This window comes from Pseudomonas sp. NPDC078416, from assembly GCF_050268485.1.
Taxonomy (GTDB): domain Bacteria; phylum Pseudomonadota; class Gammaproteobacteria; order Pseudomonadales; family Pseudomonadaceae; genus Aquipseudomonas.
This window is the reverse complement of record NZ_JBNNGV010000008.1, coordinates 1-18,681: the sequence shown is the minus strand read 5'-3', so window position 1 is coordinate 18,681 and position 18,681 is coordinate 1. Positions and strand designations below refer to the sequence as shown.

The window sequence follows — 18,681 nt, the reverse complement described above, 5'->3', positions numbered from 1 at the left end:
GCCGACTCCTCAGCGACAGCGTTTCTACACATCACTTAATGCGATGATTTCTTGTGTTTGGAATTTTGTAGTCACCGCTTTTTGTTGACCGTTGGTGCAAAAAGCGGGGCGAGCGTATCAGCTTTGCCAGAGGCCGCCTAGAGCCAAAAGCGGGCTCTCCAGTCACATACCTGACTCTTGAATATGTCACGGTCACGTTTAGAGCAATGAACCTAAATGTCGGAAATGCCTTACGTCGATGTTCATTTACGCGGTCCGATTAAATCCAGCCGTTAAATATCAGGCAAAAAAAACGGCGTGAGCAACACGCCGTTTTTACTGGGTCAGAAGCTGATGAGCAATCGCCGCAGAATCAGGCGATATCCCGCAGCTCCCGCCGCAGGATTTTCCCCACAGGCGTCATCGGCAACGACTCACGCAGCACGATCTGCTTGGGAATCTTGTAACCGGTGAAGTTCTCCTTGCAGTATGCCTTCAACTCCTCGCTGGTCAGCGTGGCATCCCTCGGGACCACGAACAGCTTCACAGCTTCGCCCGAGCGGTCGTCGGGAACGCCGATCACCGCACAGTTCGCGACTTTCGGATGCCGCGAAACCACGTCCTCGATCTCGTTCGGGTAGACGTTGAAGCCAGAAACGATGATCAGGTCCTTCTTGCGGTCCACGATGCGAATGAACCCGTCCGGGTCGATCACCGCGACGTCGCCGGTTTTCAGCCAGCCTTCGCCGTCCAGCACTTCAGCGGTCGCCTCCGGCTTGTTCCAGTAACCCAGCATGATCTGCGGCCCCTTCAGGCACAGCTCGCCGCGCTCACCCACGGGCAGTTCGACCCCGTCGTCGCTGATGACTTTCGCCGTGGTGCCCGGCACCGGCATGCCCACCGTGCCCAGCCGGGACTGATTGCCATAAGGATTGGCGGTGGCGACGGGAGAGGTTTCGGTCAGGCCGTAGCCTTCGACGATGGGGCAGCCGGTCAGCTGTAGCCAGCGCTCGGCGGTGGCCTTGACCAGCGCGGTGCCACCGGAGTTGGTCAGGCGCAACGTTGAGAAATCGAGGTTCTTGAATTCGGGATGGTCCATCAGCGCCACGAACAGCGTATTGAGGCCGAGCATCGCCGAGAACTTCCACTTCGTCAGCTCTTTGATGAAGCCGCCGATGTCCCGCGGGTTGGTGATCAGCAGGTTGTGGTTGCCGCTGACCATCATGCACATGCAGTTACAGGTGAACGCATAGATGTGATAAAGCGGCAGCGGCGCCACCATGATTTCACTGCCCTGCTTGAAGATCGGCAGCCCGTCCGGCCCATGCTGCAGCATGCAGGCATAGACTTGCTGCATGTTGGCGACCAGATTGCCGTGGGTCAGCATCGCCCCTTTCGGCGAACCGGTGGTGCCGCCGGTGTACTGCAACACAGCGACGTCCTTCAGCGCCAACGGCACCGGTTGCAGACGATCGCCCCTGCCGAGCTTGAGCACACGTTTGAAGGGGATCGCCTGGGGCAAGTGGTACGCCGGCACCAGTTTCTTGACCTTCTCGACCACCGTGTTGATCAGCCAGCCTTTGGCCGCCGACTGCATGTCGCCCATCTTCACTTCGATCAGGTACTGAATGTCGGTGTCCGGCAGCACTTCCTGCACGTTCTTGCCGAAGACGTTGAGATAGACCAATGCACGCGCGCCGGAATCCTTGAACTGGTGGCGCATCTCCCGGGCGGTGTACAGCGGGTTGGTGTTGACGACGATCAGACCGGCGCGCATGGCACCGAATACGGCGATGGGGTACTGGATCAGGTTGGGCATCTGCACGGCGATGCGGTCGCCGGGTTTGAGGTCAGTCTGCTGTTGCAGGTAACCGGCGAACGCCGCCGATTGGCGCTCAAGCTCGGCGTAGCTCAGGGTGACACCCATGTTGCTGTAGGCCGGCCGATCGGCGTACTGACGGCAACTGCGCTCGAACACCTCGACCACCGATGTGTACGCCTGCAGGTCCACCTCAGAAAGAACGCCAGCGGGACGCTTGTCGTTCCAGAATTCAGGTTGCATGTTGTTTTTATCCTCTTACCTGAGTGTACTGGCCCCGTGGTATTTAAACGGGCGTTTGCCGGACGTTAGCAGCTATGGCATAGAAGGCAAATAGTCGCCGACACGTCATCACCGGTGTGAATCTTGCGGGTAACCAGCCTGCCATCCGGCTACCGCTATACACTCAAGCAAAGCGCTCGCCACTGCGTTTTTTGAGACAACTTTTTACAGGGGCCAGGAAAACGCGATGGAACACGAAGCTTTTTGGCTGGACGCTCAAGACCACAGTCGTCTCTATGTGCATGCCTGGAGGCCGATGGGCAATGCCCGGGCGGTGATCCTGCTTTCCCACGGCATGGCTGAACACGCGGGGCGCTACGACGGACTGGGCATGGCATTGATGCGGGCAGGTTTCGCCTTGTATGCCGCCGATCAACGGGGCCATGGCCATTCAGCCTCGTACGGCACCCTGGGTCATTACGCCGATCAAGACGGCTGGAACAAAGTGGTCGGCGACCTCGCCACGCTGAAGGCGTCGATTGCGGTGCGCCATCCGGGCGTGCCGGTGTTCCTGGTCGGTCACAGCATGGGCAGCTACATCGCCCAGGGGTATTTGCTGCACCACAGCGCCAGTTTGCAGGGCGCGATCCTCAGCGGCTCGAATTACCACCCGGTCACGTTCTACCGCTCGGCAGCGCTGGTCGCCCGTATTGAACGCTGGCGGCAAGGGCCGACCGGGCGCAGCGCGTTGATCGAACACCTGTCGTTCGGTTCGTTCAACAAACGCTTCAAGCCTGCGCGCACCTGCTATGACTGGCTCAACCGAGACCCGGCCGAGGTTGACGCGTACAGCAACGACCCGCTGTGTGGCTTTCGCTGCACCAATCAGTTGTGGATGGACCTGCTCGGTGGCCTGCAGCAGATCAGCAAGCGTTCGAACCTGGCGCAGATCGATCCCGGGCTGCCGATCCTGATTATCGGGGGTGAATGTGATCCGGTGAGCGATGGCAAGCGTCTCACGCATCTGGCCGACGCTCTGAGCGGCACCAACCACCCGTTTGTTACGCTGAAGGTCTATCCGCAGGCGCGTCACGAGATCTTTCTGGAGATCAACCGTGAAGAAGTCACCCGTGACCTGCTTGCCTGGCTTGAACAAGCGCTGCAGCAGTCAAGGCCGCGCCGCAGCGAATGACGTCAGTGGTTCATCTTTCCCAACTGTCACAGGACACCCCATGACCCAAGTCACCAACACGCCGTACGAAGCCCTTGAAGTCGGCCAGACCGCCAGCTACAGCCAAACCGTCGAGGAGCGTCACATCCAGCTGTTTGCCGAGATGTCCGGCGACCGCAACCCGGTGCACCTGGACGCCGAGTTCGCGGCCAAAAGCATGTTCAAGGATCGCATCGCCCACGGCATGTTCAGCGGCGCATTGATCAGCGCGGCGGTGGCCTGTGAACTGCCTGGCCCGGGCACGATTTACCTGGGCCAGCAGATGACCTTCCAGAAGCCGGTGAAGATCGGCGACACCTTGACCGTGCGCTTGGAAATCCTTGAGAAACTGCCGAAATTCCGCGTGCGCATCGCCACTCGCGTGTTCAACCAGAACGACGAACTGGTGGTGGATGGCGAGGCCGAAATCCTCGCGCCGCGCAAGCTGCAGACCGTGACCCTGGCCGAGTTGCCGCCCATCACCCTAGGTTGAGCCGGCTTTCACCCACACTGACCCGCCGCAAATGAGCAATCAGCACGCAAAAAAAAATGGGCAACCGACGTCGCCCAAAATGCCTTGCGTGCTCTTTTTATTGAAGACTCAGCGTTTGCCGCGCCGGGGTGAGTCTTTCCAGATGAACAGTCCGACGCTCGAATAAATCACCATCGTCAGCCCTACCGTCATGACGCCGGCTATCACTGCGTGGTCGAGAAACATGCGCACTCCTTCTGCCCGAGCCTGTTTGATGGGCGCAGACTAACCAGAGGCGTCGCGTGGGTAATTGACTCAGGTCAATGCCGGCGTGAATCGCAAACAGCGGCCGGCAGACGGGGGATGAACGGAAGGCGGGATCAGCGTTTTTTCGGTTTGCTCTTGGCTTTCTTCTTGCCCTTGCCCAACGGCATGGCCTGCTCGAAAGCGCTACGGACTTCGTTCAGCCGTTTGTCATTGAGGTCGTGAACACGTTTGGCGCGTTCGGCACTCAGGTCTACCAGTTTTTCGTCATCGCTCATCGCGTATCGCTCGTGAATACCTGTTGCCGCCAATAATGCGCAATCGAGGCGGCGCTGACCAGCGCCTCAGACCTTCAGGTCGACCCACAAACCCTGACGCGGCTCGTCGTCGATGATCGGCACCACTGGTACCGTGTCGTCGGCATTGAGGAAATCCCCGGGAATGGCCGGGCCTTCTTCAAGATCGGGATGGCGGTCAACCACGCGCCGGTCGCTGCGGCGGCGTTGATGGCGGCGTTGCTCCTTGCGCAGCAGCACTTCGGCCTGCTCACGGTCACGTTCGCCCATGTCGATGTTGGTTTCGCTCGAACTCTTTTGAATCGGCGTTACCGGCGGGATGTCCGGGTTGGGTTTGACCGGGTCCAGCTGCGAAGTCACGGGGGCCGCGCTCAGTGGGATCAGCGGTGGCAGCATGGTAATGGTCTCCTGTTATCAAGCTGTCGGCTGCCGTTTCGTCGACTTGAGCCGATTCAAGCGCGAGTTTCGACTATGTTTTTCCCAGCAAGTGCCCGCCTCAGGCGCGCCACCCAATAAATCCGGGCGTTTTTACAATGTGGCTTTGGCCTGGGCGCCTTGTTCCGTTAACATAGTCGGCTTTTTCAAGGCGGGAGTCAGGCAGCATGTCGCAGCAGTATCAACCGGGGCAACGCTGGATTAGCGACAGCGAAGCCGAGCTGGGTTTGGGCACCGTTCTGGCTCAGGACGGCCGCTTGTTGACCGTGCTCTATCCGGCCACTGGCGACACGCGCCAGTATGCTTTGCGCAATGCGCCGCTGACGCGGGTGCGCTTCTCGCCGGGTGACACCATCACCCACTTCGAAAACTGGAAGATGACCGTCCGCGAAGTCGACGACGTCGACGGCCTGCTGGTCTACCACGGCCTCAACGCGCAGAACCAGCCCGTGACCCTGCCGGAAACCCAGCTGTCGAACTTCATTCAGTTCCGCCTGGCCACCGACCGCCTGTTCGCCGGGCAGATCGACCCCCTGCCGTGGTTCTCCCTGCGTTATCACACCCTCGAACACACCAGCCGCCAGCTGCAGTCCTCGCTGTGGGGCCTGGGCGGCGTGCGCGCGCAACCGATCGCGCACCAGTTGCACATCGCTCGCGAAGTCGCTGACCGTATCGCGCCGCGGGTCTTGCTGGCGGACGAAGTGGGGCTGGGTAAAACCATCGAGGCCGGCCTGGTCATCCACCGCCAGTTGCTGTCGGGCCGCGCCAACCGCGTGCTGATCCTGGTGCCGGAAAACCTGCAGCATCAGTGGCTGGTGGAAATGCGCCGCCGCTTCAACCTGCAGGTCGCGCTGTTCGATGCCGAACGCTTCATCGAGAGCGATGCCAGCAATCCGTTCGAAGACACGCAGCTGGCGCTGGTGTCGCTGGAATGGCTGGTTGAAGACGAAAAGGCCCAGGACGCGCTGTTCGCGGCGGGCTGGGACCTGCTGGTGGTCGACGAGGCCCACCACCTGGTCTGGCACGAAGAAAAGGCCAGCCGCGAGTACTCGCTGGTCGAGCAACTGGCCGAAGTGATTCCCGGCGTGCTGCTGCTCACGGCAACCCCCGAACAGCTCGGCCAGGACAGCCACTTCGCCCGTCTGCGCCTGCTGGACCCGAACCGCTTTCACGACCTGCACGCCTTCCGCGCCGAGAGCGAAAACTATCGCCCGGTCGCTGAAGCCGTTCAGGAGCTGCTGGATAAAGGCACGCTGTCGCCCAAGGCCAACGAGACCATCCGTGGTTTCCTCGGCGCCGAAGCCGAAGCGCTGCTGAGCGCTGTTGCCGCCGGCGACGCCGAAGCCAGTGCCCGCCTGATCCGTGAACTGCTCGACCGTCACGGCACCGGCCGCGTGCTGTTCCGCAACACCCGCGCCGCCGTGCAAGGGTTCCCGGAGCGTAAACTGCACCCGTATCCCCTGCCCTGCCCGTCCGAATACCTCGAACTGCCAATTGGTGAGCACGCCGACCTGTACCCGGAAGTCAGCTTCCAGGCCCAGAGCGAGCTCAGCGAAGAAGAGCGCTGGTGGCGCTTCGATCCGCGCGTTGAATGGCTGATCGACACGCTGAAAATGCTCAAGCGCGTGAAGGTGCTGGTCATCTGCGCCCACGCCGAAACCGCGATGGACCTGGAAGACGCCCTGCGCGTGCGATCCGGCATCCCGGCGACGGTCTTCCACGAAGGCATGAACATCCTCGAGCGTGACCGCGCGGCGGCGTACTTCGCCGACGAAGAGTTCGGCGCCCAGGTGCTGATCTGTTCGGAAATCGGCAGTGAAGGCCGCAACTTCCAGTTCTCCCATCATCTGGTGCTGTTCGACCTGCCTGCGCACCCGGACCTGCTGGAGCAGCGTATCGGGCGTCTGGACCGGATCGGCCAGAAGCACATCATCGAGCTGCACGTTCCCTATCTGGAAACCAGCCCGCAAGAGCGGCTGTTCCAGTGGTATCACGAAGCGCTTAACGCATTCCTCAACACCTGCCCGACCGGCAACGCGCTGCAACACACGTTCGGCCCGCGCCTGTTGCCGCAGCTGGAAGGCGGCGACGAGGACGACTGGCAGGCGCTGGTGACCGAGGCTCGCAACGAGCGCGTGCGCCTGGAAAGCGAATTGCACACTGGCCGCGACCGTCTGCTGGAGCTGAACTCCGGCGGCGCGGGCGAAGGTGAGGCGCTGGTCGAAGCCATCCTCGAGCAGGACGATCAGTTCACCCTGCCGATCTACATGGAAACCCTGTTCGACGCGTTCGGCATCGACAGCGAGGACCACTCGGAGAACGCGTTGATCCTGCGGCCGAGCGAGAAAATGCTCGACGCCAGCTTCCCGCTGGGCGACGACGAAGGCGTCACCATCACCTACGACCGTAATCAGGCGCTGGCCCGCGAAGACATGCAGTTCATCACCTGGGAACATCCGATGGTGCAGGGCGGCATGGACCTGGTGCTGTCCGGCTCGATGGGCAACACCGCCGTCGCACTGATCAAGAACAAGGCGCTGAAACCCGGAACCGTGTTGCTGGAATTGCTGTACGTCAGTGAAGTAGTCGCGCCGCGCTCGCTGCAACTGGGGCGTTACCTGCCGCCGGCGGCGCTGCGTTGCCTGCTGGACGGCAACGGCAACGACCTGTCGGGCCGCGTGTCCTTCACCACACTGAACGATCAGCTGGAGAGCGTGCCCCGGGCCAGCGCCAACAAGTTCATTCAGGCCCAGCGCGACGTGCTCAACCCGCAGATCAACGCTGCTGAAAGCAAGATCGCGCCCAAGCACACTGAACGAGTGGCGGAAGCCCAGCGACGTCTGGCGGCAGACACTGAAGAAGAACTGGCACGCCTGACTGCCCTGCAAGCGGTCAACCCGACGGTCCGCGACAGCGAACTGGCGGCGCTGCGTGAGCAACGTGAGCAGGGCCTGGCCATGCTGGAAAAAGCCGCGCTGCGTCTGGAAGCGATTCGGGTGCTGGTGGCGGGGTAAAAAGGTTCGCCGCGAATCTGCGGCGAACACAAAACCTGTAGGAGCGTGGCTTGTCCCGCGACCTTGTGCGAAGCACAAGCAAAACCCTACGTGGCGTGCGGTGTGTCAGACACACCGAATGTGCTGTGTATGCGACCGGTTCCCGGTCGATCGCGGGACAAGCCACGCTCCTACAGGTCCGCACTCCACCTGACATCTACGCCACCGACGGTTTCACCCCCTGCCCCACCGGCTCATCCGCCACCATCCCCTCGCGCATCCGCTGCGCATCAGCGCTGAAGCACTTCGACGCGCGCACCAGAAACACCAACACGAAAAACAACGCCACCGGTATCAAATACATCGCATCGTGCAGCCCCACCGCCTTGAACGGCTCGGTCATCTGTTCAACCTGCGCGGCGTACATCGCCGAGTGGGCAAAATGGTCCGACAGCAGGCCCACCACCACCGGACCCAGGCCGCCACCCAACAGATACAGACCGGCAAAAAACAACGCCATGGCCGTCGCGCGCAGCCGGGGCTGCACCACGTCCTGAATCGCGGTGTAAACGCAGGTATAGAAGTTGTAGGAGAACAGCCAGCCGAGGCTGAACACCCCGACGAACACGCCGATCTCGATGCGCCCGGCGTGCAGCGCATAACCGGTACACAACGTCGCGACCACCATGCTCATGGCGGCAAACATCAAGCGGCCGTTGCTCCAGCGTTGATGCAGCTTGTCCGCCACCCAGCCGCCGAGGGTCAGTCCTACGAGCCCGGTCACGCCGACGATCATGCCGGTGGCCATCGCGGCATCCTGCAAGGGCAATAAAAAGTAGCGCTGCAGCATCGGCACCATGAACGAGTTGCAGGCGTAGGTGGCGAAGTTGAACGCAAGTCCGGCGAGCACCAGCCAGCGAAACGTAGGAATCGACAGCACGCGGCGGATCGGCCGATCAATTTTCTCCTGGGAAATGGCCACGCTTTCAGCGGCGCCCCGGGCCGGCTCGCGAATGAAGAACATGAACACTGCCAGCACCAGTCCCGGCACCGCGGCGATAAAAAACGGCGCGCGCCAACTGCCGAACGCCTGCACCATCGCGCCGATGGTGAAGAACGCCAGCAGCAGCCCCAGCGGCAGGCCGAGCATGAAAATGCCCATGGCCCGGGCGCGGCGGTGGGCCGGGAACAGGTCGCCGATCAACGAGTTGGCCGCTGGCGCATAGCTCGCCTCGCCAATCCCTACACCCATCCGCACCAGCAAAAACCCCCAAAAACTGCCGACCAGGCCATTCACCGCCGTCAGCCCACTCCACACCGCCAGGCCCCAACCCATCAATTTGCGCCGCGAGCCGTTGTCAGCCATGCGCCCCAACGGCAAACCGGCTACGGCGTAGACCAGCGTGAACGCGGTGCCGATGATGCCGAGCTGAAAATCGCTCAGCAGCCATTCCTTGCGAATGGGTTCGATGATGATCGCGGGTATCGTGCGGTCGAAGAAGTTGAACAGGTTGGCCAGAAACAGCAGAAACAGAACGCGCCAAGCGTTCCTTGCCTGAGTCGATTGATCCATGGGGCGATCTCTTTCTTGTTATAGGGGCTGTCCCGGTTAACGCCCCGCTTTGCAGGAAATCTAGTCACCCCATCGCGGCCTGTCTGTGAACATTCGCCCCGCTGATACCGGCCCATGTAAGACTCGCCAGATAATCCACCAGGGATCTCCCGCTGCCTGCACATCAAGCACGCGGTCGGTGAGAGTTTCCGCTACCGGCGACACACTGGGAGTTACCGCCCTACTCACTTTGCCATCATTTTGCGCACCATTATCGAGCAGCGAACAGCGTCACGCCCTTTCGTGGATCAACACCCAGGGCGCGACGACGACAGCCCACAACGGCGGATCGCGCTCCAGAAGATCCAGGGCCTTTGATTCAGAGACCTTGCCGACCTCCCCGCTCGCCACCCATGCCGCCACCTGCGCCTCGCTGTTCTCGGCAAATGCCTGCGCCACGGCGATCAAATCCAGCGTTGGCTCGACCCACAACAGGGCACCCTTCGCAAAGAACGGTTGCAATTCTTTCCAGGTAATCGAAGCGGTTTCGCCGAGCAGTTTGGCATAGAGGGTGCTAGGTTCTTGCGTCATGGGTTTTCACCGTATTGGAAATCGGCGCAATGATAGCGCTGCCTTCCGTACTGACAAACCCGGATTCAAGTGGTTGATTGCAGGGGAGTTCGCGCAAGCCGACCGGTTCGTCGATCCACAGGGCAAATCAGCCGGCTTGATTGTGTATCTTTCTGTCGATTAAGCGACATCCACAGGTTTTGTCCCCCGCAGCCAGCTATTCAAGCGCTCGACCGGCGCTCTAAACTGTTCCGGTACAGTTGCTGGGGGTGCGGCCTGGAGATTCAATCCGGTCCTGCAGCTTTGGCCGTCAGGATTATAAAAACGATAACGCAAGAGTGGAGCATCATGACTAAGGGTATTAATCAGATTTCCAAGCTGTTTGCCGCACTGGTTCTGGCGGGGGTTGCCAGTCACTCGTTCGCAGCTGACACCATCAAGATCGGCATCGCCGGCCCGAAAACCGGTGCTGTGGCCCAATACGGCGACATGCAGTTCAGCGGCGCCAAGATGGCCATCGAGCAGATCAACGCCAAAGGCGGCGTGGACGGCAAGAAGCTTGAAGCCGTTGAATACGATGACGCCTGCGACCCGAAACAAGCGGTCGCCATCGCCAACAAAGTGGTCAATGACGGCGTCAAGTTCGTGGTCGGTCACCTCTGCTCCAGCTCCACTCAGCCTGCTTCGGACATCTACGAAGACGAAGGCATCATCATGGTGACCCCGGCGGCCACCAGCCCGGAAATCACTGCCCGTGGTTACAAACTGATTTTCCGCACCATCGGTCTGGACAGCGCCCAGGGCCCGGCCGCTGGCGAGTACATCGCCAAGCAGGTCAAGCCGAAGATCGTTGCGGTCATTCACGACAAGCAGCAATACGGTGAAGGCATCGCCACCGCCGTGAAACAGACCCTGGAAAAAGACGGCGTGAAAGTCGCTATGTTCGAAGGCATCAACGCTGGCGACAAGGACTTCTCCTCGCTGATCGCCAAGATGAAGCAAGCCAACGTCGACTTCGTCTACTACGGCGGCTATCACCCTGAGCTGGGTCTGATCCTGCGTCAGGCACAGGAAAAAGGCCTGAAAGCCGGCTTCATGGGCCCGGAAGGCGTAGGCAACGCTTCCATCTCGCAGATTGCTCAGGACGCGTCCGAAGGTCTGTTGGTAACACTGCCGAAATCCTTCGACCAGGATCCTTCCAACAAGGCGCTGGTTGATGCATTCGCCGCGAAGAAAGAAGACCCGAGTGGTCCGTTCGTGTTCCCGGCCTACGCTGCCGTGGAAGTGATCGCCGACGCGATCAAGACCGCCAAGTCCGAAGACACCGCCAAAGTGGCCGCCGCCATCCACGCCGGTACCTTCAAAACCCCTACCGGTGATCTGTCCTTCGACGCCAAGGGTGACCTGAAAGACTTCAAATTCGTCGTTTACACCTGGCACAAAGATGGCACCAAGACTGAAGCCCCTGTGAAATAACGCAGCCTTCATGCTTACCCGAAGCCCACTGCAACCGCAGTGGGCTTTGTTTTAGCCGGGCAGCGAATTTCACAAGAATTCCGACCCCTGAACATCTTGAAACCGCACCAGTGAACCACTGGGCTCGTGCCGGACGCGGACGTAGATCACGACGCGCGAGCGGGAAAAGACTTCACCAGTGAAACACCAGGCAGGTTTTTAGGAGCACTCAGCAATGCCGATAGATCTCTATCACTTTCTTCAACAGCTGGTTAATGGCTTGACCATTGGCAGCACTTACGCCTTGATTGCCATCGGCTACACCATGGTTTACGGCATCATCGGCATGATCAACTTCGCCCACGGCGAGGTGTACATGATCGGGTCGTATGTGGCGTTTATCGCCCTGGCCGGTCTGACCATGCTTGGCCTGGACAGCCTGCCCCTGCTGATTACCGCAGCCTTCGTCGCGAGTATTGTGGTGACAAGTGCCTACGGCTACGCCATCGAGCGAGTTGCCTATCGCCCGCTGCGCGGCAGCAACCGTTTGATCCCTCTGATTTCCGCCATCGGCATGTCGATTTTCCTGCAGAACACCGTGCTGCTGTCGCAGGACTCGAAAGACAAGTCGATCCCCAACCTCATTCCCGGCAACTTCGTTTTCGGCCCCGGCAGCAGCCATGAAGTGGTGATCTCGTACATGCAGATCCTCATCTTCGTCGTCACGCTGGTGGCCATGCTCGGTCTGACCTGGTTCATCTCCCGCTCTCGCCTGGGTCGCGCCTGCCGCGCCTGCGCCGAAGACATCAAGATGGCCAACCTGCTGGGGATCAACACCAACAACATCATCGCCCTGACCTTTGTCATCGGCGCCGCCCTGGCGGCGGTCGCGGCGGTCCTGCTGAGCATGCAGTACGGCGTGATCAACCCCAACGCCGGTTTCCTCGTCGGCATCAAAGCCTTCACCGCAGCAGTATTGGGCGGCATCGGCAGTATCCCGGGCGCGATGCTCGGCGGTCTGGTGCTGGGCATCGCCGAAGCCTTCGGCGCCGACATCTTTGGCGACCAGTACAAGGATGTGGTGGCGTTCGGTCTTCTCGTATTGGTGTTGTTGTTCCGGCCAACCGGCCTGCTCGGCCGTCCGGAGGTTGAAAAAGTATGACCAGGAATCTCAAATCGGCCCTCTTCAGCGCAGTGCTGGTGCTGGCCGTCGCTTACCCGATCCTCGGGCTCAAACTGGACATCGTCGGGATCAACCTCGCGGTGGTCGGCGCCAGCACCACCACCGTGCTGGTGATTTTCGCCGCGGCATTGCTGATGTTCCTGCGCGTGCTGTTCAACGAACAGATCAGCGCCATGTGGCGTTCGCGCCCGCAGAAACAACTGATGTCGGACAAGACCAGCAACTTTCTGACCCTGCCCTCGACCCAACGCTGGTTCCTCGGCGCGCTGGTGGTTGCTGCGCTGGTGTGGCCATTCTTCGGCTCGCGCGGCGCGGTGGACATCGCGACCCTGATCCTGATCTACGTGATGCTCGGCCTGGGCCTGAACATCGTCGTCGGTCTGGCGGGTCTGCTCGACCTGGGCTACGTCGGCTTCTACGCCGTGGGCGCGTACACCTACGCCCTGCTGCAGCACTACTTCGGCTTCGGTTTCTGGATCTGCCTGCCGCTGGCGGGGCTGGCTTCGGCCACCTTCGGCTTCCTGCTGGGCTTCCCGGTCCTGCGGCTGCGCGGCGACTATCTGGCCATCGTGACGCTGGGTTTCGGTGAAATCATTCGCCTGTTCCTGCGTAACCTGACCGACATCACCGGCGGCCCCAACGGCATCAGCAACATCGAAAAGCCAACACTGTTCGGGCTGTCGTTCGAACGCAAGGCTGCTGAGGGCATGCAGACGTTCCACGAATATTTCGGCCTGCAATACAACTCCATCAACAAGGTGATCTTTCTCTACCTGATCGCCCTGCTGCTGGCGCTGTTGGCGCTGTTCGTGATCAACCGGTTGTTGCGCATGCCCATCGGCCGCGCCTGGGAAGCCCTGCGTGAAGACGAAATCGCCTGCCGCGCGCTGGGCCTGAATCCGACCATCATCAAGCTGTCGGCCTTCACCCTCGGCGCTGCATTCGCCGGTTTCGCCGGCAGTTTCTTCGCCGCGCGTCAGGGTTTGATCACGCCGGAGTCGTTCACCTTTCTGGAGTCGGCGATCATCCTCGCCATCGTGGTATTGGGCGGTATGGGCTCGCAGCTGGGCGTGATCCTCGCCGCGGTCGTGATGATCCTGTTGCCTGAACTGCTTCGCGAATTCAGCGAATACCGGATGCTCGGCTTCGGCGCCTTGATGGTGCTGATGATGATCTGGCGTCCTCAGGGCTTCCTGCCGATGCAGCGTCCCGTCATGAAACTCAAGGGGGAGCGCTGATGAGCCGTCCACTTCTGCAAGCGTCCGGCTTGTGCATGCGCTTTGGCGGTCTGCTGGCTGTCAACGGCGTCGGTCTGACCGTCCACGAGAAACAGGTTGTGTCGATGATCGGCCCGAACGGCGCCGGCAAGACCACCGTGTTCAACTGCCTGACGGGCTTCTACAAACCCTCCTCCGGGACGATTCTGCTGGACGGCGAGCCTATTCAAGGCCTGGCTGGCCATGAAATCGCCCGTAAAGGCGTGGTGCGTACGTTCCAGAACGTGCGCCTGTTCAAGGAAATGACGGCGGTGGAGAACCTGCTGGTGGCCCAGCATCGCCACCTCAACACCAACTTCCTGTCCGGCCTGTTCAAGACTCCCGCGTACCGCAAGAGCGAGCGCGAGGCGATGGAATATGCCGAACACTGGCTCGAAGCGGTGGATCTGAAGGCGTTCGCCAACCGTCCTGCCGGCACGCTGGCCTACGGTCAGCAACGCCGTCTGGAAATCGCCCGCTGCATGATGACGCGCCCGCGCATCCTCATGCTCGACGAACCGGCGGCCGGTCTGAACCCGAAAGAAACCGAAGACTTGAAAGCGCTGATCGGCGTGTTGCGCAACGAGCACAACGCGACGGTGTTGCTGATCGAGCACGACATGAAGCTGGTCATGAGCATTTCCGACCACATCGTGGTGATCAATCAGGGCACGCCGCTGGCGGATGGCACGCCCGAGCAGATCCGTGACAATCCTGAAGTGATCAAAGCCTATCTGGGGGAAGCGTAAATGCTGCAGTTCGATAACGTTTCCACGTTCTACGGCAAGATCCAGGCGTTGCACGGTGTCAGCATCGATGTGCAGCAGGGTGAGATTGTCACGCTGATCGGCGCCAACGGCGCGGGCAAGTCGACGCTGTTGATGACGCTGTGCGGTTCGCCGCGCGCGCACAGCGGCAGCATCCGCTATATGGGTGAGGAGCTGGTCGGTCTGGAGTCGTCGGTGATCATGCGCAAGAGTATTGCGGTGGTGCCGGAGGGCCGTCGTGTATTCGCGCGTCTGACGGTGGAGGAGAATCTGTCGATGGGCGGGTTCTTTACCGACAAGGCCGATTATCAGGTGCAGATGGATAAGGTGCTTGAGTTGTTTCCGCGTTTGAAGGAGCGTTTCAATCAGCGCGGCGGGACGATGTCGGGCGGTGAGCAGCAGATGCTGGCGATCGGGCGTGCGTTGATGAGCAAGCCGAAGCTGTTGTTGCTGGATGAGCCTTCGCTGGGTCTGGCGCCGATTATTATTCAGCAGATTTTCGAGATTGTTGAGCAGTTGCGGCGGGATGGGGTGACGGTGTTTCTGGTGGAGCAGAATGCGAATCAGGCGTTGAAGATCGCTGATCGTGCGTATGTTCTGGAGAATGGCCGGGTGGTGATGCAGGGGTCGGGGGCGGAGTTGCTGGTTGATCCGAAAGTGCGAGATGCTTATCTCGGCGGTTGAATCTCAAGCAAGATCAGGAGCGTCGGCCTAACGGCCTCGGGTTTCGCCTTCGGCGAGTTACTTGGAAAAGTCGAAAGTCGCACCATCCCCAAGTAACCAAGGGTGCCTGCTCCTGGTTGGGCCCGACTTCGTCGGGTTCCTTCACTCCGGTCTCGCTCCGTGGGCCCGCGCCGAACGGGCATCCATGCCCTGACGGCGCTCTCGCCGCATCCCTGCGGCTCGGCCCACTCCGCGAAACCTGCGTTCAGCCTGCACCCAAGTCGCGTTTTGTGGTGTCTGGGCGTCTTGTGTTTGAAGATCAGAAGCAGATCAGGAGCAGATCAGGAGCAGATCAGAAGCTTCCCGGCTGAAGCCGGTCCTACAGGTGTGGGCGGTGTTACTGGCGGAATGCATTCCTCTGTAGGAGCCGGCTTGCTGGCGAACGAGGTGTGTCATCCACGATTGCATCGTCTGAATAGACGCGTTCGCCAGCAAGCCGGCTCCTACGGGCCTGCGGTGCCTGATCGTTCCCCCGCTCCGCGTGGGAATGCATCCCTTGACGCTCTGCGTCAGCTCTGTCCCCGTTCTATCAGGGCGAATTACGTCTAACTGTCAGAGCTTTTCCAGCGCCGCCGTGCTGCGCTCGAACCACTTGCTCAAATAATCCGCCATGACTTGCACCCGCCTCGGCAGTCGTCCTTCGAAGGGGTGAACCAGGTAGAGGGACGAAACCGGCGTCTGGTAATCACGCAGCAACCCGTGCAGCCGCCCGTCTTTCAATTCTTCATACACCATGTACGACGGCAAACGGGCGATGCCGGCGCCGACCAGGGCGGCTTTTTTCAGGAGGCCGTAGTGGTTGCTGGCGAAGGTGCCGCGGACGTTGACGCGGGTCAGTTCATGTTTCTGGTGGTAGCCCCAGGATTCGCGGCCGGTGTGGTGGCTGTTGAGCAGGCAGCGGTGCACGCGCAGTTCTTCCGGTGTGTGCGGGGTGCCATTTTTGGCGAGGTACTCAGGGCTGGCGCAGGTCAGTTCCTGTAACGACAGCAACGGCTTGGCCACAAGGCGCTCGTCGATGCCCACGCTTGAACGTATGCCCAGGTCGAAGCCGTCCCGACGCATATCGCGGAAATGGTTGTTGAGGTCCAGTTCCACCTGCACGTCGGGATAGGTGTGGGCGAACTCGGTAAGCAGGCCTTCGAAGAAGGTTTCCCCCAATGACACCGGCACGGTCAGGCGCACGGTGCCGATCAGGCTTTCGCTCAGGTAGGCCATCGCGTCGCGGACGCGGTCGCGTTGGGCCAGCAACGCGCGGGCCTCGGGCAAGAGAATGGCGCCCGCCGAGGTCAGCGTCAGGCTGCGGGTGGTGCGATGGAGCAGCGTCACGCCGAAGTTTTTTTCCAGTTTGCTGATGCGCTTGGACAGTTGGCTGGTACTGGTGTCCAGCCATTGCGCGGCCAGGGTGAAGCTGTTGGCCTCCACCAGCATCGCGAACGCGGCCAGGTCGTCCATTTCGCTCATGATTGTTTCCTTTCTGACAAACCGGGATTGCCGTTTAGCCCCTGTTTCAGCGGGAAAAGGCGACTCAGACTGAGCACCTGATCCATACCAGGAGAAAACCGCATCATGAAAATTCTATTGATCGGCGCCAATGGCACCATCGGCTCGGCGATCGAGAAAGAGTTGGCGCCACGCCATGAGGTCATTCGCATCGGCAGAACCGGCGCAGACGAGCACGTCGATATTAGTGACAGCGACTCGATCCGCAAACTATTCGAACGGACAGGCCCTTTCGACGCATTGATTTGCGCCGCCGGCAATGTCACCTTCGCGCCGCTCGGCGAGATGAATGCCGACTCATTCGCCCTGGGCCTGCGCGACAAGCTGATGGGGCAGGTCAATCTGTTGCTGATCGGTCGGGAGTTCGCCAACGACGGCGCGTCCTTCACCTTCACCACCGGCATTACCAGCGTCGATCCGATTCGCACCGGGGCGTCTGCCAGCCTGGTCAACGGTGCCATTGACGCCTTCGTGCGCGCCGCCGCCATCGAGATGCCGCGGGGCATGCGCGTCAATTCGGTCAGCCCCAACGTGCTGGTTGAAGCCATGGGCAGCTACGCGCCGTACTTTCGCGGCTTCAAGCCGGTTCCGGCAGCGGATGTCGCATTGGCGTACGCAAAAAGTGTCGAAGGGCTACAAACCGGACAGACGTATCGCGTGGGCTAATCGCCCCTTGTGATGAGCGCGCAGGCTGAGTAACGTGGCGGCACTTGTCTGGAGACCGCCCCATGTCCGCTGCTCGTTCTGCCCTGATGTTCGCTTTGCTGCCCCTGTTTGCCGGCTGCCAGTTGATGCCCATGTCGTCCAGTGACAGCAAGGTGTCGACGGCCGGCATGATCCGCATGCAGGGCACCCTCAGCGGTGACGGCGGCAAACTGTTCTTCGCCCCGTGCAACGAACAGCGCCGCTATGCAGTGACGGACAAGGGCAATACCGGCGTCCTGCAGGAAGCCGCTTCGGTGGTCGACAAGAACGGCAAGGCGTTCGCCGATGTACGCGGCAACTTCGTCGCGAGCAAGGCCCAGGGCAGTGACGGTCAGGGCGACATTTACCAGCTCTACCGCGTCGAGCGCCCGAGCGGTGCCTGCGAGGACCCCAACTTCAAGCGCCTGACGATTCATGCCAGCGGCAACGGTCCGAAGTGGAACCTCAACGCCAGCGGCAAGGGACTGGTGCTGGAGCGCGAAGGTAAGGAGCCGTTCGCCGTGCCGTACATGGAAGAGCAGATGCCCGAAGGCCGCTTCAACCTGATCACCGACGCCAACAATCAACACGTCGAGCTCTACGTCGCGCCGCTGCGCTGTGTGGACCCGTCGAACGGTTCGGTGCAGCACCTGACCGCAGAACTGCGGGTCAATGGCCAGGTTCAGCGCGGTTGCGCGTATTTCGGCGCGATGCGTAACGATTGACCGTTCACCCCCCCTGTAGGAGCGCGCTTGCCCGCGAATGCGGTCTACCTGTGCCGTCCATTTCGACTGACACACCGCTTTCGCCAGCAAGCCGGCTCCCATAGGTTGTGTGCATGACGCTGAAATCCCGGCCAACGAAAATCCACTGCAGGAGCGCGCTTGCCCGCGAATGCGGTCTACCTGTGCCGTCCATTTCGACTGACACACCGCTTTCGCCAGCAAGCCGGCTCCCACAGGTTTTGCATGACCCCGAACTCCCGGCCAACGAAAATCCACTGTAGGAGCGCGCTTGCCCGCGAATGCGGTCTACCTGTGCCGTCCATTTCGACTGACACACCGCTTTCGCCAGCAAGCCAGCTCCCACAGGTTTTGCATGACCCCGAAATCCCGGACAACGAAAATCTACTGTAGGAGCGCGCTTGCCCGCGAATGCGGTCTACCTGTGCCGTCCATTTCGACTGACACACCGCTTTCGCCAGCAAGCCGGCTCCCACAGGTTTTGTGCATGACGCTGAAATCCCGGCCAACGAAAATCCACTGTAGGAGCGCGCTTGCCCGCGCCAGATCGCGGGCAAG

17 protein-coding genes are annotated in these 18,681 nt (G+C 60.8%); 10 read left to right on the top strand and 7 right to left on the bottom strand.

Annotated features, from left to right (window positions below; all coding sequences use genetic code 11):
* Positions 1-352 precede the first annotated feature (352 nt).
* Positions 353-2,041, bottom strand: coding sequence for a long-chain-fatty-acid--CoA ligase FadD2 (gene fadD2 / locus ACQKEN_RS10295; protein WP_427685369.1), 1,689 nt, complete (start codon positions 2,039-2,041; stop codon positions 353-355).
* A 226-nt stretch (positions 2,042-2,267) separates the two neighbouring features.
* On the opposite strand from fadD2, the gene ACQKEN_RS10290 reads away from it, so the two are divergent.
* Positions 2,268-3,212: a lysophospholipase gene (locus tag ACQKEN_RS10290; protein ID WP_427685368.1), complete on the top strand. Its 945-nt coding sequence runs from the start codon at positions 2,268-2,270 to the stop codon at positions 3,210-3,212.
* 40 nt (positions 3,213-3,252) lie between these two features.
* Positions 3,253-3,723, top strand: coding sequence for a MaoC family dehydratase (locus ACQKEN_RS10285; RefSeq protein WP_427685367.1), 471 nt, complete (start codon positions 3,253-3,255; stop codon positions 3,721-3,723).
* A gap of 108 nt (positions 3,724-3,831) precedes the next feature.
* On the opposite strand, the gene ccoM is transcribed toward ACQKEN_RS10285, so the two are convergent.
* The 3 genes from ccoM to ACQKEN_RS10270 form a co-directional block, all read right to left on the bottom strand.
* Positions 3,832-3,948: a cytochrome c oxidase subunit CcoM gene (gene ccoM, locus ACQKEN_RS10280; protein WP_427685366.1), complete on the bottom strand. Its 117-nt coding sequence runs from the start codon at positions 3,946-3,948 to the stop codon at positions 3,832-3,834.
* Between the two features lie 134 nt (positions 3,949-4,082).
* Positions 4,083-4,244: a hypothetical protein gene (locus tag ACQKEN_RS10275; protein ID WP_166650630.1), complete on the bottom strand. Its 162-nt coding sequence runs from the start codon at positions 4,242-4,244 to the stop codon at positions 4,083-4,085.
* 66 nt (positions 4,245-4,310) lie between these two features.
* Positions 4,311-4,658 (bottom strand): aspartate-semialdehyde dehydrogenase, encoded by a 348-nt coding sequence (locus ACQKEN_RS10270; protein ID WP_122536644.1) that lies wholly within the window; start codon positions 4,656-4,658, stop codon positions 4,311-4,313.
* A gap of 206 nt (positions 4,659-4,864) precedes the next feature.
* On the opposite strand from ACQKEN_RS10270, the gene rapA reads away from it, so the two are divergent.
* Positions 4,865-7,711, top strand: a complete 2,847-nt coding sequence (rapA, locus tag ACQKEN_RS10265; protein ID WP_427685365.1) for an RNA polymerase-associated protein RapA — start codon at positions 4,865-4,867, stop codon at positions 7,709-7,711.
* 196 nt (positions 7,712-7,907) lie between these two features.
* Here the strand turns inward: rapA and ACQKEN_RS10260 are convergent, their stop codons facing one another.
* Together ACQKEN_RS10260 and ACQKEN_RS10255 are read right to left on the bottom strand one after the other, a co-directional pair.
* The gene (locus tag ACQKEN_RS10260; RefSeq protein WP_427685364.1) at positions 7,908-9,263 is read right to left on the bottom strand and encodes a spinster family MFS transporter; all 1,356 of its coding nucleotides are present in this window, start codon (positions 9,261-9,263) and stop codon (positions 7,908-7,910) included.
* A gap of 270 nt (positions 9,264-9,533) precedes the next feature.
* Positions 9,534-9,833, bottom strand: a complete 300-nt coding sequence (locus ACQKEN_RS10255) for a DUF2288 domain-containing protein (protein WP_133777077.1) — start codon at positions 9,831-9,833, stop codon at positions 9,534-9,536.
* A gap of 327 nt (positions 9,834-10,160) precedes the next feature.
* Between ACQKEN_RS10255 and ACQKEN_RS10250 the strand changes: the two genes are divergently transcribed.
* The 5 genes from ACQKEN_RS10250 (at position 10,161) to ACQKEN_RS10230 (ending at position 15,157) form a co-directional block, all read left to right on the top strand.
* Entirely contained in the window at positions 10,161-11,288 is a 1,128-nt protein-coding gene (locus tag ACQKEN_RS10250) for a branched-chain amino acid ABC transporter substrate-binding protein (RefSeq protein ID WP_427685363.1), read from the top strand.
* Between the two features lie 214 nt (positions 11,289-11,502).
* Complete coding sequence (gene livH, locus ACQKEN_RS10245; protein WP_265388694.1) at positions 11,503-12,429, top strand: high-affinity branched-chain amino acid ABC transporter permease LivH; 927 nt, start codon at positions 11,503-11,505, stop codon at positions 12,427-12,429.
* On the top strand, positions 12,426-13,688 hold the full coding sequence (locus ACQKEN_RS10240) for a high-affinity branched-chain amino acid ABC transporter permease LivM (protein WP_427685362.1): 1,263 nt from the start codon (positions 12,426-12,428) through the stop codon (positions 13,686-13,688). The genes livH and ACQKEN_RS10240 overlap by 4 nt, the downstream gene beginning before the upstream one ends.
* The gene (gene livG, locus ACQKEN_RS10235) at positions 13,688-14,455 is read left to right on the top strand and encodes a high-affinity branched-chain amino acid ABC transporter ATP-binding protein LivG (protein WP_427685361.1); all 768 of its coding nucleotides are present in this window, start codon (positions 13,688-13,690) and stop codon (positions 14,453-14,455) included. The genes ACQKEN_RS10240 and livG overlap by 1 nt, the downstream gene beginning before the upstream one ends.
* Positions 14,456-15,157 carry an ABC transporter ATP-binding protein gene (locus tag ACQKEN_RS10230; RefSeq protein WP_065992624.1) on the top strand — a complete coding sequence of 234 codons (702 nt, stop codon included), beginning with the start codon at positions 14,456-14,458 and terminating at the stop codon, positions 15,155-15,157. It begins immediately after the preceding gene.
* Positions 15,158-15,748: 591 nt separating this feature from the next.
* On the opposite strand, the gene ACQKEN_RS10225 is transcribed toward ACQKEN_RS10230, so the two are convergent.
* Positions 15,749-16,657: a LysR family transcriptional regulator gene (locus ACQKEN_RS10225; RefSeq protein ID WP_427685360.1), complete on the bottom strand. Its 909-nt coding sequence runs from the start codon at positions 16,655-16,657 to the stop codon at positions 15,749-15,751.
* A 105-nt stretch (positions 16,658-16,762) separates the two neighbouring features.
* On the opposite strand from ACQKEN_RS10225, the gene ACQKEN_RS10220 reads away from it, so the two are divergent.
* A complete protein-coding gene (locus ACQKEN_RS10220) occupies positions 16,763-17,362 on the top strand; it encodes a short chain dehydrogenase (RefSeq protein WP_427685359.1) in 600 nt (199 codons plus the stop codon).
* A 62-nt stretch (positions 17,363-17,424) separates the two neighbouring features.
* Positions 17,425-18,105 (top strand): hypothetical protein, encoded by a 681-nt coding sequence (locus tag ACQKEN_RS10215; RefSeq protein ID WP_133777083.1) that lies wholly within the window; start codon positions 17,425-17,427, stop codon positions 18,103-18,105.
* The last annotated feature ends 576 nt before the right edge of the window (positions 18,106-18,681 follow it).